This window comes from Halioglobus sp. HI00S01, from assembly GCF_001635445.1.
GTDB lineage: Bacteria > Pseudomonadota > Gammaproteobacteria > Pseudomonadales > Halieaceae > Halioglobus > Halioglobus japonicus.
Genome location: NZ_LWEE01000015.1, coordinates 139035 through 154211 on the forward strand (window position 1 = coordinate 139035; position 15177 = coordinate 154211).

Sequence of the window (15177 nt, forward strand, 5' to 3'; positions counted from 1 at the left end):
CTACTCGATTAGTTGATCATTCAGAGGCCTAAAATTGAGATTTACTAGTTTCCGCCATCGCATTTGTCTATAGGAGTAAAAAATGAATGCGTAGATATAGATTGGTAATGTGAAAAGACCAGCATCGATAGAAACCTCATCTGTATATCGAGTTCCGCCTCCCTCCGATTCTAAAAAAATTAGATGATCCCAAGTTTTTGCTATAGAACCACTTCCATTATCTCTGAGAACCCAATGATCGGATTTTTGTGGAAATTCTATACCTACAATTTGTTTTCCGATGGGTAAAAAATGAAATGCGAACATTTTTACAGAGAACTTCCCCTCAACCCATTTTGACGGAAAGAAATTTGGTTCGATAGGATGGAATTTCATTAAACCAGCCACCACATAATTGAGTAGCGCTGGCGTCATTAAATAACTCTTAACCGTCTCTAAATCTGCTGCTAAATAGGTGCTGATTTTTAGCGTACGCATAATTACTCCCACTCAATCGTCGCAGGCGGCTTGGAGCTGACGTCGTAGGTCACCCGTGAAACACCGGAGATCTCGTTGATGATCCGGTTCGACACGTGCTCGAGCAGATCGTAGGGCAGGTGTGCCCAACGCGCCGTCATGAAGTCCACGGTTTCAACGGCACGCAGTGCGATGACGTATTCGTAGCGGCGCGCATCGCCGACCACACCCACCGATTTTACGGGGAGAAATACCGCAAATGCCTGGCTGGTTTTCTCGTACCAACCGGATTTGTGCAGTTCGCTGATGAAGATATCGTCCGCCAGACGCAGCAAGTCAGCGTACTCCTTCTTGACCTCACCGAGTATGCGGACACCCAGACCGGGGCCCGGGAACGGGTGGCGGTACACCATGTCATAGGGCAGGCCCAGCTCAAGACCGATCTGACGAACCTCGTCCTTGAACAATTCGCGCAACGGCTCTACCAACTCGAAGCTCATGTCCTCGGGCAGGCCACCTACGTTGTGGTGCGATTTGATCACATGGGCCTTGCCGGTCTTGGCGCCTGCGGACTCAATTACGTCGGGGTAAATCGTGCCCTGTGCCAGCCACTTCACATCCTGCAGCTTGGCAGCTTCAGCATCGAACACATCGATAAAGGTATTGCCGATGATCTTGCGCTTGGCTTCCGGGTCCGCCTCGCCCGCCAGCTTGCCGAGGAACAAATCTTCAGCGTCAGCGCGGATGACCTTCACCCCCATATTATTGGCGAACATTTCCATTACTGCGTCTCCCTCGTTAAGGCGCAGCAGGCCGTTGTCCACAAATACGCAGGTCAACTGCTCGCCAATAGCCCGGTGCAGCAGCGCCGCTACCACTGAGGAGTCGACACCGCCGGACAAGCCCAGCAGCACTTTGTCGGTGCCCACGGTTTCGCGCACCCGCGCAATGGCATCCTCGACAATGTTGGCCGGCGTCCACAGCACCTCACAGCCGCATAGCTCCAGCACGAAGTGCTCAAAGATGCGCTTGCCCTGGTGGGTATGCGTGACTTCCGGGTGGAACTGGATACCGAAGAAAGGTTTCTCTTTATGGGCCATGCCGGCAATCGGGCAGCTGTCGGTTTCTGCGGTGAGCTCGAAATCGGCTGGCAGCTCAACCACCTTGTCGCCGTGGCTCATCCACACATCCATCAGGGCGCGACCCTGATCATCAATGTGGTCGCGAATATCGTGCAACAGGCCGCCATTACCGACGTGGCGAATCTGGGCGTAACCAAACTCGGATACATCCGAGCCCTGAACCCTGCCGCCGAACTGCTCGGCCATGGTTTGCATGCCGTAGCAAATACCGAGTACCGGCACCCCGAGTTCAAACACCAGCGCCGGTGCCCGTGGTGATGCCTCGGCCGCCACGGATTCCGGACCGCCCGACAAAATAATGCCCTGGGGGTTGTACTCGCGAATGTCCTCGTCGCTCATGTCCCAGGCGCGTATCTCGCTATACACACCGACTTCACGCACGCGGCGTGCGATCAGCTGGGTGTACTGGGAACCGAAATCGAGGATAAGAATTTTCTGGGCGTGAATATCTGCGCTCATGCTGCTTCCTGTTTATTCATTCTGGCCACGACATCAGGCGTGATAGGCCACAAACAAAATGGGGCCCGCAGGCCCCGTGATTTAGCGCACCGGATAATTCGGTGCTTCTTTGGTAATCGACACATCGTGGACATGGCTCTCTGACATGCCCGCTGCAGTGACCCGGGCAAACTCGGGGCGGGAACGCATGGTTTCCATATCGACACTGCCGGTGTAGCCCATGGCAGCACGCACGCCACCCATCAGCTGGTGAATAATGGCTGTCACCGGACCCTTGTAAGGTACCCGACCTTCAATGCCCTCGGGCACCAGCTTCTCAGCGCCCTTGCTGGAATCCTGGAAGTAGCGGTCCGAGGACCCCTGGGTCTGGGACATGGCGCCGAGTGACCCCATACCGCGATATGCCTTATAGGTACGCCCCTGATAGAGCTCGACTTCGCCCGGCGCCTCTTCGGTACCGGCGAACATGCTACCCATCATCACCGAGTGCGCACCGGCGACATAGGCCTTGGCGATGTCACCCGAGAAGCGGATGCCACCGTCGGCAATTAGCGGTACATCGCGATCTGCGAGGGCTTCGGCCACATTGGCGATAGCGGAGATCTGCGGTACACCGATACCGGTGACAATTCGAGTTGTACAAATAGAACCGGGGCCGATACCCACCTTGACCGCATCTGCGCCGGCATCCGCGAGCGCTATTGCCGCGGTACCCGTGGCAATGTTGCCGCCGATCACCTGAATCGAGGGATAGGCATCCTTGATCATGCGCACGCGTTCAATCACATTCTTGGAGTGCCCGTGGGCGGTATCCACCACGAGCACGTCCACGCCCGCACCGATCAGCGCTGCGACCCGGTCATCAGTATCGGGACTGGTGCCGACCGAGGCGCCCACGCGGAGCTGACCGTAGGAATCCTTACAGGCGTTCGGAAAGCTCTCGGCCTTGTCGAAGTCCTTCACGGTAATCATGCCGCACAGGTCAAAATTGTCGTTCACCACCAGGATCTTCTCGATCCGGTGCTGGTGCAGCAGGCCCTGTACTTCGGCAGAACTCGCCCCTTCTTTGACGGTAACCAGCTTCTCGCGGGGCGTCATGATATCGGAGACCAGCTTGGTGTGATCTGATTCAAAGCGCAGATCGCGGCGGGTCACAATACCGACCAGATCTTCGCCATTGAGTACCGGCACCCCGGAAATACCGTGTGAATTGGTCAGCTGTAGCAGCTCTGAAATCGTGGCTGACTGTTGAATCGTAATGGGATCCTTAACAACACCGCTTTCGAACTTCTTGACCCGGCGGACCTGTTCAGCCTGCTCCTCAATGGTCATGCTCTTGTGGATAATGCCGATACCGCCTTCCTGGGCCATGGCAATGGCCAGGCGGTGCTCGGTAACGGTATCCATGGCGGCGGAAATCAGCGGGATATTGAGCTCAATTTCGCGGGTGAGGCGGGACTTCAGTGAGACATCGGTTGCGACGACCTCCGAGTACCCGGGCAGCAGCAGTACATCGTCGAAAGTGAGGGCTTCCTGGGCAATTCGCAACATAGGAGGGTCTCCGGCTGGCGGGGTTGAGGTAAACGTGCAATTATAAAACTTTGGTGTCCCTCCCGTAAATAGAAGTACAACTTGTCGAACCCTTTTAACAACGCCCCGGAACCGGTCACGCTGACGGTCAGCCAGCTCAATCGCCAGGCCCGTTCACTGCTGGAGAGCCATTTTGACTTTGTCTGGGTCGAGGGCGAGATCAGCAACTTCGCGGCCCCCTCCTCCGGCCACTGGTACTTCTCGCTAAAAGACGGCAATGCCCAGGTACGCTGCGCCATGTTCCGTGGCCGCAACCAGCGCCTGCGCTTCCGCCCGGAAAATGGCGACCATATCCGCCTGCGCTGCCGGGTTTCGCTCTACGAGGGGCGCGGGGAATTCCAGCTGATTGCCGAACACATGGAGCTGGCCGGTGCCGGTGCACTGCAGGCGGCCTTCGAAAAGCTTAAAGCCAAACTCCTGGCAGAGGGCCTGTTCGACGCCGATCGCAAGCAGCAGCTGCCGGAAAGCGTGTCTCATCTGGGCGTCATCACGTCCCCCACTGGTGCCGCCATCCACGACATTCTCACGGTTCTGGAACGCCGCTGCCCCGCGATTGAGGTCAGCATTCTGCCGGTGGCCGTACAGGGCGAAAGCGCCGCTCCGGAAATTGTCGCTGCCATTGAGCGCGCCAATCGCCTCCACGAAGCGGGCGACGTCCAGCTCGACGCGCTCATCGTCGGCCGCGGCGGCGGTTCGCTGGAGGACCTCTGGGCCTTTAATGAGGAGATCGTGGCCCGGGCAATTGCCGCCAGCAAACTGCCGATTGTCTCCGCGGTGGGCCACGAGGTGGATTTTTCCATCGCCGACATGGTGGCCGACCAGCGCGCCCCCACCCCCTCGGCCGCCGCCGAGATGCTGAGCCCGGATCAGCGCGAGCAAATGGCGCGCCTGAAAAAGCTGGAAGCGGACCTGGTACGCCTGATGCGCCGCAAACTGGCCGACGCCCAGACTCGACTAGATCACCTGCGCGCCCGCCTGAAGCACCCTGGCGCCCAACTGCGCGAGCAATCGCAGCGTCTGGACGACCTGGAACAACGCCTCATCCTCGCCCAGAAAAACCTGCTGGCCCGCAAAAAGAACGAGTTGGCACTGCTGGAATCGCGGCTGCACGCGAATTCACCACTACCCCGCATCCAGCAAATGCAGAAAGACCTGACCGTCAGCCAACAGCGCCTGGAAGGCGCCATGCAAACCAAACTGGCCGACGCCCGCAATCGCCTCGCCCACCTGGCGCAAATGCTCGACTCACTCAGCCCACTGGCCACCCTGGCCCGCGGATACGCCATTGTCACTGACGCCGACGGCAAGGTCGTCACAGACGCATCCTCGGTTGCAAAAGGCACTTCGCTGACGACCCGGTTGGCGTCGGGGAGCCTTGAGGTCACTGTCGACTCGGTTTCTGAAAAGGACTCTTGATTCGTTTGTCGTTTTCTCAACCCTCCGGGAGTGAGAACTCGTATACCTACCCCCCTAGAACAGCTCATGATTTATCAGGGTTTAGGACGGTAGGAGGGGGCAGAAGCAGGAGGGTCCTTCCGAAATCGTCGGGAGGCAGGGATGGCGCGGCCGGCGTTCCGGGACGCCGAAACGACCACACGGATGTGCTTGTAGTGGTTTCAGAAGGCCTGAACAGACGCATGCATCGGCCATTCTAGAGCACAACAAAAAAGCCCCGACCTGCTTAACAGACCGGGGCTTTTATCGGCTACGGCTAACTCAGTACTTAGCCGGCAACCGGGTATTTATAATGATATGGCGACCCTCAAAGCGGATGTACTCACCGATGGTGAGATCCTTGAGAATGCGGGCAACCATCTCGCGGGAGGCACCGACGCGGTCGGCGATATCCTGCTGCGTGAGCTTCTCGGGGATGTAGAGCGTGCCGTCACCGCGCTCTTCCGAGAGATCCATCAGCACGTTGGCAACACGGCCGTAGACATCCTGCAGGGCGAGGCTCTTAACATCGGCGGTCAGTTTGCGGACGCGCGCGGCGAGATTCTTAACCAGCTGGCGGCCAATGTTGGGATGCTCGTCGAGGACACGGTTGAAGTCTTCCTTGTAGATGATGCAGAAAGAGGACTTCTCGACCGTGCGCACTGAAGCAGAGCGGGTGGAGTCATCGAGCAGAGCCAGCTCGCCGAAATAATCGCCGGCGCCCTGGGTGTTCATAATGAATTCTTTGCCGTTCTTGTCCGAGCAGTAAACCTTGACCTTGCCAGTCTCGATGACGAACAGCGAGTCGGCAGGATCGTTCTCGTGGATCACGACGGTATTCTTGGGGAAGGATCGACTGGTGCTGCTCGCAGCGAGCGCCTCCAATTCTTCTGCTGAGAGCCCCTCAAAGATTTCAACTTGCTGCAACATTGCGTAACCGGTTCCTTGCTTAGCTTGTCCCTAAAAGCTATGCAGACAATAGTAACCTATGTTTCTATTAAAAGCGCACTTTTCGGCCAAAAAAACACCCTGACCTTAACGCTGAGACGAACAAAAACTCCGTTTCCTCAATCCGATTCACAATTTATACTGGACACCCTTAACCATAAGGAACGCCTGTGAGCCAGGGCTCAAGCCAGACAAGTACTCAGTGGAGCGACCACCTGCTGCGCGCAATGGCCGATTTGCGCGAGCATTACAAACGCTTACACAGTGCCCTTAGCGAGGAGGCCCTGGACGATTTTTCCCGTCTGTTCGACGGCGCCGATCGCCTCAATGAGCAACTTGCCGCCGCCGACATCAATCGCCATGACCTGATGAATGTACTAGCAGCGATTCGTGGCTATGCCGAATTGCTGCGCGAAGATCTCGGCTCGCAATACACCGAGCTCGACGCGGCCCTGTCACGATTGCTGAGCGCGGTACACACCGCCCACAATGATGAGCCGGTGGAGCAGGCCCCGGCAGCTGAGCAGCGCATGATTGCCAGCGACCCTGGCTTCATACTCGCCGTTGATGACCTGCAGGAAAATCGCGAGCTTGTAGCTCGCTATCTGTCGCGCTCCGGTCATATCGTGGTAACGGCTGCCGGCGGCGAAGAGGCTCTGCAAACCCTCGACCAGGCCGATGTGGATGTAGTGCTACTGGATCTGATGATGCCTGACCTGGATGGCCGTGAGGTGTTGCGCCGGATCAAGGAACATCCGGAGTGGCGCGCCACCCCCGTGATTGTGATCTCAGGACGACAGGACATGGAGGGCATTATCGAGTGCATCGAGGCCGGTGCCGACGACTACCTGTTCAAGCCTTTCAATCCGATTTTATTGCAGGCACGCATCAAGGCCGGTATCGAGCGCAAACGTTGGCACGATCGCGAAGAGCTTTATCGCCAGCAATTGGAGCGCAACGAAAAATTTATTCGCGCTACCTTTGGCCGCTACCTGTCCGACGAAATTGTCACCGACATTCTCGAGCGCCCGGAGGGCCTCGAGCTGGGCGGCGACCTACGCAGGGTCACCATCATGATGTCGGACATCCGCAGCTTCACCACCATCAGCGAGCAGTTGGAGCCCGCCCAGGTGGTCACCCTGATCAACCGTTACCTGGCCGCCATGACCGATATCATCATGGCCCACAACGGCACTATCGATGAATTTATCGGCGACGCTATTCTGGCGGTATTCGGCGCGCCCCAACGGCGCGACGACGACGCCGACCGCGCGGTACAGTGCGCGCTGGAAATGCAGGCGGCCATGGAAGAGATCAACCGCCTCAACCGGGAAGACGGACTTCCGGAGATCAGCACCGGGGTTGCGCTCAATACCGGCGACGTTATTGCCGGCAACATTGGCTCCGAGCGACGCAGCAAGTATGGCTTTGTGGGTCACCCGATGAACGTCACCTCGCGCATCGAGGATGTCACGGCCGGCGGAGAAATACTGATTTCAGAGAGCACGCTGCAGGCGCTGACGCGGGACTACCGGGTCGGCACCAGCCAGGAACTGAAGGTGAAAGGAATAGATGAGTTGGTTCGGGTTCGCCAGATTCTTGAGGAGGCGCCATGAGTAAGCTCGCCCCGGTGCTGCTGGTCGAGGACCACGAACTCAATCGCGACATGCTCATTCGCAGGCTGAATCGCGCCGGCGTTGAAGTCATCCCGGCGGGCGACGGCCAGCAGGCGCTGGAGCTGATGCGCTCGGCACAGCCACGGGTAGTACTCATGGATATGAACCTGCCGATCATGGATGGCTGGACCGCCTGCCGGACCGCGCGTGAGGATGATTCGATCAAGCACATCCCGATTATTGCCCTGACCGCTCACGCCAGCGAGGCCGACCGGCAACAGGCCATGGATGCCGGTTGCGACGACTACGCCACCAAACCCGTCGATTTTCCGGGCCTGCTGGCAAAAATTGAATCGCTGAGCGAGACCGGCAACTGACACGATGAGCCTGCGCAGACGACTCACCCTCTCCCTGGTCACGATTCTGGTGCTGTTCGCCGTGAACGTCGGCACCCACTTCTGGGGCTCCTACGCCCGGAACGAAAGTATGAGCGCCTACCGCAGTTCGGTGGCGGCGGCGCGCCTGTCGACGGAAATTGAGCAGATGCTCAACGACCAGCGCCAGCGCATTCAGGTGCTCTCCACTATTCGCGAGAACACCAGCGACCAGTTCGACGATACGGAAATCGAACAGGCGGTGGCACAGGTAGACGAAATTGAAGATCGCATCGGCAAGCTCGGCCGGCTGAGTCATGATGTCACGCGCATTAACTATGAACGCCTGGAAGAATCCAGCAGCTCACTGCTGGACGAGTGGCGAGCGTTTTATCGCAATTACAACGATCCTGATTTCAGCGCCGATGTCGACGATCCCCTTCCCTATCTCGAAGCCAGCGAGCGTCTGAAGGAACTGGAGGCCCGCCAGACCTTTATTGCCGAACAGCGCGCGGCGATTATCGACCGCACTATTGCCCTGACTGACCGCATCACAGTGATAGGCTTTATTGCCTCGATCTTCCTCACGGCCACACTCGGTTTCTTCCTGGTGCGCTACACCAACCGCTCCCTGAAACGACTCAAGCGCGGCACCGAGCGCATCGGCGCAGGCGACCTCTCCTATCGTATTGAAGAAATTGTCGATTCCGGTGAGCTGGGCGATCTGGCCAAGGCCTTTAACGACATGTCGGAGAAGTTGCGCAATGCCATGTACGACGTGAGCAAGGCGCGCGATGCGGCTGACGAGGCCAATGCGGCCAAGAGTATTTTCCTTGCCAATGTCTCGCACGAACTGCGCACGCCGCTCAATGCGATTATCGGCTACTCGGAAATGCTCCACGACGAGCTTTCGGACGAGGCCGAGGTGAATCGCGCCCAGTTCCAACAGGATCTGGAGAAAATCATCCGCTCCGGGCGCCAGCTGCTGACCCTGATCAACGATATTCTCGACCTGTCCAAAATTGAGACCGGCAAGATGTCACTGCATCGCCAGACGTTTGAGCCCGGTGAGCTTCTCGATCAGGCCTGCGATGCAATCAGGCCCCAGCTGCGCAGCCAGAATAATACGCTAGATAAACCCGATTTCAGTGGCCTGCCCACGCTATACAACGACGCCAACAAGTTCCGGCAGATTTTTACCAACCTGCTGGGTAATGCCTGCAAGTTCACCGAGAACGGCCGTATCAGCGTCAGTGCCAGGGTGCCGCGCGATCGCCCGGGCTGGGTGGAAATTGCGGTTACCGATACCGGCATCGGGATGGACGCCGCTCAGCAGAGCCGCGTATTCGAGGCGTTTATTCAGGCGGATTCTTCCACGACGGCCCAGTTCGGTGGCACCGGCCTGGGACTCTCTATCTGCCGAGATTTCTGTGAACTGATGGGTGGTGAGATTCGCGTGGAAAGCGAGCCTGGAAAAGGGTCAACCTTTACTGTGTTGATCCCGTCCGACCCAGAGTTAGCTCTCGCAACCGCTTGAGCGCCTCTTCGCGCTTCACCAGATCTTCCTGCAACTGTTTGTTCTGGGCGGTCAGCTCACGGCGCTCCTGTTCGGCCTTGAGAAAACCTTCCAGGGCCTGTCGGGCCAGCTGGGTTTGCGGGTGTAATTCCATGGCCTGCCAATCTTCCTTGCGCAGGTCACGATAGGATTTGCGCGCAGCATCAGCGTCGTACAGGGGGCTTTCACGCAATGCATACACGAAGGCAATCGCGACCTCTGCCTCCCAGCCTGCGGTGCGTGAGGTCTCCATACGCAGGTAACGATTGAAGTACTCCATCGCCTCAGCATGGCGCCCTTCTGCCAGCTCGACATAGCCCTTCTCGAGAAAATCGAGGCTTACCGGTTCGGGGGCGGCGCAATCACAGGTCTGTTGATCGGGCAAATTAAGCGTGATTTCGGAGGGATCGACCGGGGTCACCGGCGCCGGCGCTTCGGGCGCCTGGGCACAGGCCTGCAGCAGGCCCGCGGCAGCGACGACAATCAGTACTCTGGATGTGGGTGACAACACACACTCCCCGGTGAATTCAAGTTCGGGGGAGTGTAGCGTATTACATCGGCTCTGAGCACTATTTGTGGAGAAATCTCCTCACTCAGGCCGCATATGTGGGAATAGCAGCACATCGCGGATCGAGGGCGAGTCGGTCAAGAACATCACCAGGCGATCGATACCAATGCCTTCGCCCACGGTAGGCGGCAGGCCATATTCCAGGGCGCGAATATAATCTGCGTCGTAGTGCATGGCCTCGTCATCGCCCGCATCTTTCTCCGCCACCTGGGCGAGAAAACGCTCGGCCTGGTCTTCCGGGTCATTCAACTCAGAGAAGCCATTAGCCAGTTCGCGGCCACCGACAAAGAACTCGAAGCGGTCGGTGACGAACGGATCGTCATCGTTGCGACGCGACAGCGGCGACACTTCGGTCGGGTAACGGGTAATAAAGGTGGGCTGGTCGAGCAGGTGCTCTACCGTCTTCTCGAAGATCTCGATCTGCACCTTACCCAGGCCCCAGATATCCTTGAGTTCAATACCCAGGCCTTTGGCAATCTCGCGCGCACCGGCCTCATCCGCCAGTTGCTCGGCGGAAATCTCGGGGTTGTACTTCAGAATCGAATCGAACACCGACAGGCGTGTAAACGGCTGGGAGAAATCGTAGCTGTTGCCCTGATACTCGACGGTGGTTGAACCCAGTACGTCGAGGGTGAGCTTGCGCAGCATATCCTCGGTGAGATCCATGGCATCTTCATACGCGCCATAGGCCCAGTAGTACTCAAGCATGGTGAACTCGGGGTTGTGCCGGGTGGACAGACCCTCGTTGCGGAAACTGCGGTTGATTTCGAAAACCTTCTCGAAACCACCCACGGTCAGGCGCTTGAGGTACAACTCCGGGGCAATGCGCAGGTACATGTCCTGATCCAGCGCGTTGTGGTGAGTCACGAACGGACGCGCAGTCGCACCGCCGGGAATCACCTGCATCATGGGGGTTTCAACTTCCATGAAGCCGCGATCCATCATGTAGTTGCGGATAAATGCGATGATCTTGGAGCGCGTGCGAAAGACGTTGCGCGACTCTTCGTTAACGATGAGATCGACGTAGCGCTGGCGGTAACGCATCTCCTGGTCAGCCAGGCCATGGTACTTGTCGGGCAGTGGGCGCAGGGCTTTGGTCAGAAGCCGCGCCTCACGCATATTAACGTACAGATCACCCTTGCCGGATTTATGGATAGGACCGATTGCCGCCACAATATCGCCGAGATCCCAGGACTTGATCGATGCCAGGGTGTGTGAGTCCAGGCCCTTGCGATCAACGTACAGCTGAATCTGGTCGGTACCGTCCTGAATCAACAGGAAGGCACCGCGGTTGCGAATAAGACGCCCGGCGACGGAGTAGTGTTTGTCTGCCGCCTCCAGCTCTTCCTTGGAAGACTCACCATACTCGCCCTGCAGCTGCGCTGCCTCGGCTGTGCGCTGAAAATCATTGGGGAAGGCAATGCCCTGCTCGCGAATCGCGTCGAGCTTGGCACGACGCTCTGCAATCAGCTTGTTTTCGTCCTGGGCTTCCGGAGCCTGGTTCTGTTCGCTCATGGTCTCTACTCTTACAGCCCGCTTTTCAGCGAGGCTTCGATAAACTGGTCGATACTGCCGTCGAGTACCGCCTGGGTATTACTGGTTTCAACGCCGGTGCGCAGGTCCTTCACCCGTGAGTCATCCAACACATAGGAGCGGATCTGGCTGCCCCAACCAATGTCCGACTTACTGTCTTCGCTGGCCTGGGCCGCCTCCTGGCGTTTCATCACTTCCTGCTCATACAGCTTGGCACGTAGCATTTGCCAGGCCTTGTCCCGGTTCTGGTGCTGGGAGCGCTGGCTCTGGCACTGCACCACAATGCCGCTGGGCTCATGCGTCAGGCGCACCGCCGAATCCGTTTTGTTGACGTGCTGACCGCCTGCACCGGAGGCGCGGTAGGTATCCGTGCGCACGTCGGAGGGATCAATTTCGATCTCAATATTGTCGTCGATTTCCGGCGAGGCAAATACCGCCGTAAACGAGGTGTGGCGACGATTGCCGGAATCGAAGGGTGACTTGCGTACCAGACGATGCACGCCGATCTCAGTGCGCACCCAGCCAAAGGCGTACTCACCTTCTATATAAATGGTGGCACTCTTAATCCCCGCGACTTCACCGGCACTGCATTCCACCAGCTCTGCCTTGAAGCCCTTGTCATCGGCCCAGCGCAGGTACATACGCAGCAGCATTTCGGCCCAGTCCTGGGCCTCGGTACCGCCGGAGCCTGCCTGGATGTCGACGTAGGCGTTGTTGGCGTCCATCTCGCCGCTGAACATGCGCCGAAATTCCAGCTTCTCCAGCTGGCTCAGCATCGCTTCAATGTCTGCCTCCACTTCGGCAACGGTTTCTTCGTCGTCCTCAGCGGCGGCCATCTCCAGCAGATCGGCGGCATCGCCGCGACCACTGTCCAGGCCTTCAATCGTGTGGACAATGGCTTCCAGGGAGGAGCGCTCCCGCCCCAGTTCCTGAGCGCGCGCGGGATCATCCCAAACGCTGGGCTCAGCCAGTTCGAGTTCTACCTCTGCCAGTCGATCCTTTCGATTGGCGAAGTCAAAGATACCCCCTAAGCACGTCAGTACGCGCCTCGATATCTTTGAGCTTCTGGTTCAGGGGGTTGATTTCAAGCATGTCTTGTCGCTCGATTGGTAACGAAAAAGGCGCGCATTTTACCTTAGGCCGCTGCCCGGGCCTAGCCCGGTTTGTGGCAGCATTACAGGTAGCTGCACCAGTCACTCCAGCTGCCCGCATACAGCGTGGCGTCATCGCGCCCCAGCAGGGCGAGGGAAAACAGATTTACACAGGCGGTGACCCCTGAACCGCAGTACACCACCAGGCTATCGGCCTCCAGCGTGTCCCCCCAATGGGCGAGTAGGCCAGCCTCGTCGCGCACGGCACCGCTATCATCTGTCACTCCCTGCCATGGGTGGTTGAGCGCGCCGGGAATATGCCCGGCCAGCGGATCAATGGGCTCCTCTACTCCGGCGTAGCGACGCGGCTCCCTGGAATCCACCAGGGTCGCGCCCTGCGCCTGCGCTGTGCGTAAGCCTTCGATGTCGCATACCCGCATAAAAGAAGGTTGATTCGGTGCTGTCTCGACCGGTGGCACGGCGGCCTCAGCGCCGGACGCCGGCACACCGCCAGCCTGCACCCAGGCCAGATAGCCGCCGTCAAGCAGCCGCGGTGGGCGGTAACCCAGGCTTCGCATCATCCACCACAGACGGGTTGCATACGCCAGGCGATGGGCATCGTAGGCCACGACATTCGTCTCCGGGCCAATACCAAAGCTGGCCAGAGTCGCGACAAAATCGGCGGCGCAAGGCAGGGGATGCCGGCCGCCATGCTCACCTGCGGGGCCTGACATGTGTCGCTCCAGGTCCATATAAACGGCGCCGGGGATATGCCCCTCATGATAGAGGCGCTCGCCCTCGCCCTTATCTGCAAGGTTGAAACGGCAATCGACAATCACATTGTCGGCATTGAGGCTCAGCTCGTTGGCGGCGACCAGCATAAGATGTTTCAAGGTGATCTCCTGGAGGGTTGCTGTGCAATATCTGATGGTATGCGAGCGACGTATTATTCACTAGACTGAAACCACTGAATAGGAGGTATGTTCCCTGGTTACCAGCAGTCGCCAAGGTCAAGCCACCACAATCGTGGCCCGGCCCAACTACTCGTCAACATGGCGCAACAACCTGTATGTGCTGATGGCACTGTGTGTGCCCTCACTGGGTGCTGCGATCGGCTTTACGTTTCTGGGCGCCTGGCCGATTCTGCCGTTTGCCGGACTGGAGCTGTTGGCCCTGGGAAGTGCACTCTACTACGTCAACTGGAAGCTCCAGTACCGCCAAGTGATCACCCTGAGCGACGACGAGGTGCGCATTGAGAAAGGCCATTACTTCCCTCGCCAGTGCTGGCAGTTTCAGCGGGAGACGGCGGGCCTGAACATCATCCCCGAGCGCCACCCCCACGACAGCCCCTCACTCAGCCTGCACAACCGCACCGAGAACGTCATCCTGGGAGAATTTCTGACCGCCGACGACACCCGCGAACTCATTGAGTTGCTGCGCCGGGAAATCCGGGTCGACACCCACAGCGCCAGCGACAAACGCGCGTTCTAGGCGTCTTCGAAACTACCGTGTCGCCCCGCACCCTGGGCAAATCGGGTTGCACCCTCCACTGTCTCTCGCGACGCAACCACTTCCAGACCGCGCTCAAATTCGTTCGCCATTGCGGCCGCATACTCCAGGTCCCACTGCTCATAGGCACTTAGGCGATCAGAGCGCATACAGGTCTGGGGAAACGCGGCTACTTGCTGGGCTAATTCGATTGCGGCATCGAGAGCCCCTCCTGCCGCCACAACACGATTGGCCAGTCCGATCGACAGCGCTTCTGCAGCGTCCACAGGTCTGCCGGTCAAGATGAGATCCATTGCTCGGCTGTGGCCGATCAATCTCGGCAGGCGCACCGTGCCTCCATCAATCAGGGGGACTCCCCAACGGCGACAGAAAACCCCCATTACCGCATCTTCCTCCACCACACGCAGATCGCACCAAAGTGCAAGTTCCAGGCCTCCAGCGACTGCGTGACCGGCAATGGCAGCGATCACGGGTTTTGACAACAGCATACGGGATGGCCCCATGGGACCGTCACCCGCCGCTTCTAGCCGATTGGCCCCCTGCTCGGAGGCCACCGCCTTTAGATCAGCGCCCGCACAAAAAACCCCGTTAGCGCCATGCAGGACGGCCACTGCCAGGCCCTGATCAGCCTCAAATTCATTAAAAGCATCAGCCAATGCCTGGGCGGTAGGCCCATCAACGGCATTGCGCACGTCGGGCCGGGAAAGGGTAATAACAGCGATCTTTCCTCGTTTTTCCAGTCTCACAGTCATAGCTTGCTCCAGATTTAGTGCCTTCAGTGTAGGGAGGGGGCGATATAGCGGCAAGCTCAGGGCAGGATCAAAAAATACAGTCAGAGCTGATTGTTTTTTGCAAATGTGCATGATATTTTCGTCCGCTCTAATAAAAAAACAGGGTGGGAA

General features: G+C 58.2%; 14 protein-coding genes. 5 read left to right on the forward strand and 9 right to left on the reverse strand.

The window, feature by feature from the left end; translation table 11 throughout:
- The 3 genes from A3709_RS03675 to guaB form a co-directional block, all read right to left on the reverse strand.
- Positions 1-477: a hypothetical protein gene (locus A3709_RS03675; protein WP_066050240.1), complete on the reverse strand. Its 477-nt coding sequence runs from the start codon at positions 475-477 to the stop codon at positions 1-3.
- Between the two features lie 2 nt (positions 478-479).
- Complete coding sequence (gene guaA / locus A3709_RS03680; RefSeq protein ID WP_066050243.1) at positions 480-2057, reverse strand: glutamine-hydrolyzing GMP synthase; 1578 nt, start codon at positions 2055-2057, stop codon at positions 480-482.
- A gap of 81 nt (positions 2058-2138) precedes the next feature.
- Positions 2139-3608: an IMP dehydrogenase gene (gene guaB, locus A3709_RS03685; protein WP_066050246.1), complete on the reverse strand. Its 1470-nt coding sequence runs from the start codon at positions 3606-3608 to the stop codon at positions 2139-2141.
- 81 nt (positions 3609-3689) lie between these two features.
- Here guaB and xseA point away from each other — a divergent pair, with 81 nt between their 5' ends.
- Entirely contained in the window at positions 3690-5063 is a 1374-nt protein-coding gene (gene xseA / locus A3709_RS03690) for an exodeoxyribonuclease VII large subunit (protein ID WP_066050248.1), read from the forward strand.
- Between the two features lie 300 nt (positions 5064-5363).
- On the opposite strand, the gene A3709_RS03695 is transcribed toward xseA, so the two are convergent.
- Positions 5364-6011 carry a Crp/Fnr family transcriptional regulator gene (locus tag A3709_RS03695; protein WP_066050251.1) on the reverse strand — a complete coding sequence of 216 codons (648 nt, stop codon included), beginning with the start codon at positions 6009-6011 and terminating at the stop codon, positions 5364-5366.
- A gap of 188 nt (positions 6012-6199) precedes the next feature.
- Between A3709_RS03695 and A3709_RS03700 the strand changes: the two genes are divergently transcribed.
- From A3709_RS03700 to A3709_RS03710, 3 genes are read left to right on the forward strand one after another with little or no spacing between them, the layout of a single operon-like run.
- Entirely contained in the window at positions 6200-7645 is a 1446-nt protein-coding gene (locus tag A3709_RS03700) for an adenylate/guanylate cyclase domain-containing protein (protein ID WP_082849868.1), read from the forward strand.
- Positions 7642-8022 (forward strand): response regulator, encoded by a 381-nt coding sequence (locus A3709_RS03705; protein WP_066050254.1) that lies wholly within the window; start codon positions 7642-7644, stop codon positions 8020-8022. The genes A3709_RS03700 and A3709_RS03705 overlap by 4 nt, the downstream gene beginning before the upstream one ends.
- Before the next feature lie 4 nt (positions 8023-8026).
- Positions 8027-9556, forward strand: a complete 1530-nt coding sequence (locus tag A3709_RS03710) for a HAMP domain-containing sensor histidine kinase (RefSeq protein WP_066050256.1) — start codon at positions 8027-8029, stop codon at positions 9554-9556.
- On the opposite strand, the gene A3709_RS03715 is transcribed toward A3709_RS03710, so the two are convergent.
- The 4 genes from A3709_RS03715 to A3709_RS03730 form a co-directional block, all read right to left on the reverse strand.
- Positions 9507-10085, reverse strand: coding sequence for a hypothetical protein (locus tag A3709_RS03715; protein ID WP_082849869.1), 579 nt, complete (start codon positions 10083-10085; stop codon positions 9507-9509). The two genes, A3709_RS03710 and A3709_RS03715, sit on opposite strands and share 50 nt — an antisense overlap.
- A gap of 78 nt (positions 10086-10163) precedes the next feature.
- Positions 10164-11657 carry a lysine--tRNA ligase gene (lysS, locus tag A3709_RS03720; protein ID WP_066050258.1) on the reverse strand — a complete coding sequence of 498 codons (1494 nt, stop codon included), beginning with the start codon at positions 11655-11657 and terminating at the stop codon, positions 10164-10166.
- An 11-nt stretch (positions 11658-11668) separates the two neighbouring features.
- Positions 11669-12767 (reverse strand): peptide chain release factor 2 gene (prfB, locus tag A3709_RS03725; RefSeq protein WP_156507558.1). Its coding sequence is split into 2 segments (ribosomal slippage): positions 11669-12691 and positions 12693-12767, totalling 1098 coding nucleotides; the frame shifts between segments, so codons are not numbered across the junction.
- Between the two features lie 82 nt (positions 12768-12849).
- Positions 12850-13659 carry a sulfurtransferase gene (locus tag A3709_RS03730; protein WP_231871096.1) on the reverse strand — a complete coding sequence of 270 codons (810 nt, stop codon included), beginning with the start codon at positions 13657-13659 and terminating at the stop codon, positions 12850-12852.
- 133 nt (positions 13660-13792) lie between these two features.
- Here A3709_RS03730 and A3709_RS03735 point away from each other — a divergent pair, with 133 nt between their 5' ends.
- A complete protein-coding gene (locus A3709_RS03735; protein WP_231871097.1) occupies positions 13793-14257 on the forward strand; it encodes a DUF2244 domain-containing protein in 465 nt (154 codons plus the stop codon).
- On the opposite strand, the gene A3709_RS03740 is transcribed toward A3709_RS03735, so the two are convergent.
- Positions 14254-15027 carry a crotonase/enoyl-CoA hydratase family protein gene (locus A3709_RS03740; protein ID WP_066050270.1) on the reverse strand — a complete coding sequence of 258 codons (774 nt, stop codon included), beginning with the start codon at positions 15025-15027 and terminating at the stop codon, positions 14254-14256. The two genes, A3709_RS03735 and A3709_RS03740, sit on opposite strands and share 4 nt — an antisense overlap.
- Positions 15028-15177: the final 150 nt, after the last annotated feature.

What these genes read in the sequence shown, in the direction of transcription:
- A3709_RS03710 (WP_066050256.1), top strand. Translation starts at nt 8,027, where the DNA reads ATGAGCCTGCGCAGACGACTCACCCTCTCCCTGGTCACGATTCTGGTG.
- A3709_RS03705 (WP_066050254.1), top strand. Translation starts at nt 7,642, where the DNA reads ATGAGTAAGCTCGCCCCGGTGCTGCTGGTCGAGGACCACGAACTCAAT.
- guaB (WP_066050246.1), bottom strand. Translation starts at nt 3,608, where the DNA reads ATGTTGCGAATTGCCCAGGAAGCCCTCACTTTCGACGATGTACTGCTG.
- A3709_RS03695 (WP_066050251.1), bottom strand. Translation starts at nt 6,011, where the DNA reads ATGTTGCAGCAAGTTGAAATCTTTGAGGGGCTCTCAGCAGAAGAATTG.
- guaA (WP_066050243.1), bottom strand. Translation starts at nt 2,057, where the DNA reads ATGAGCGCAGATATTCACGCCCAGAAAATTCTTATCCTCGATTTCGGT.
- lysS (WP_066050258.1), bottom strand. Translation starts at nt 11,657, where the DNA reads ATGAGCGAACAGAACCAGGCTCCGGAAGCCCAGGACGAAAACAAGCTG.
- A3709_RS03675 (WP_066050240.1), bottom strand. Translation starts at nt 477, where the DNA reads ATGCGTACGCTAAAAATCAGCACCTATTTAGCAGCAGATTTAGAGACG.
- A3709_RS03740 (WP_066050270.1), bottom strand. Translation starts at nt 15,027, where the DNA reads ATGACTGTGAGACTGGAAAAACGAGGAAAGATCGCTGTTATTACCCTT.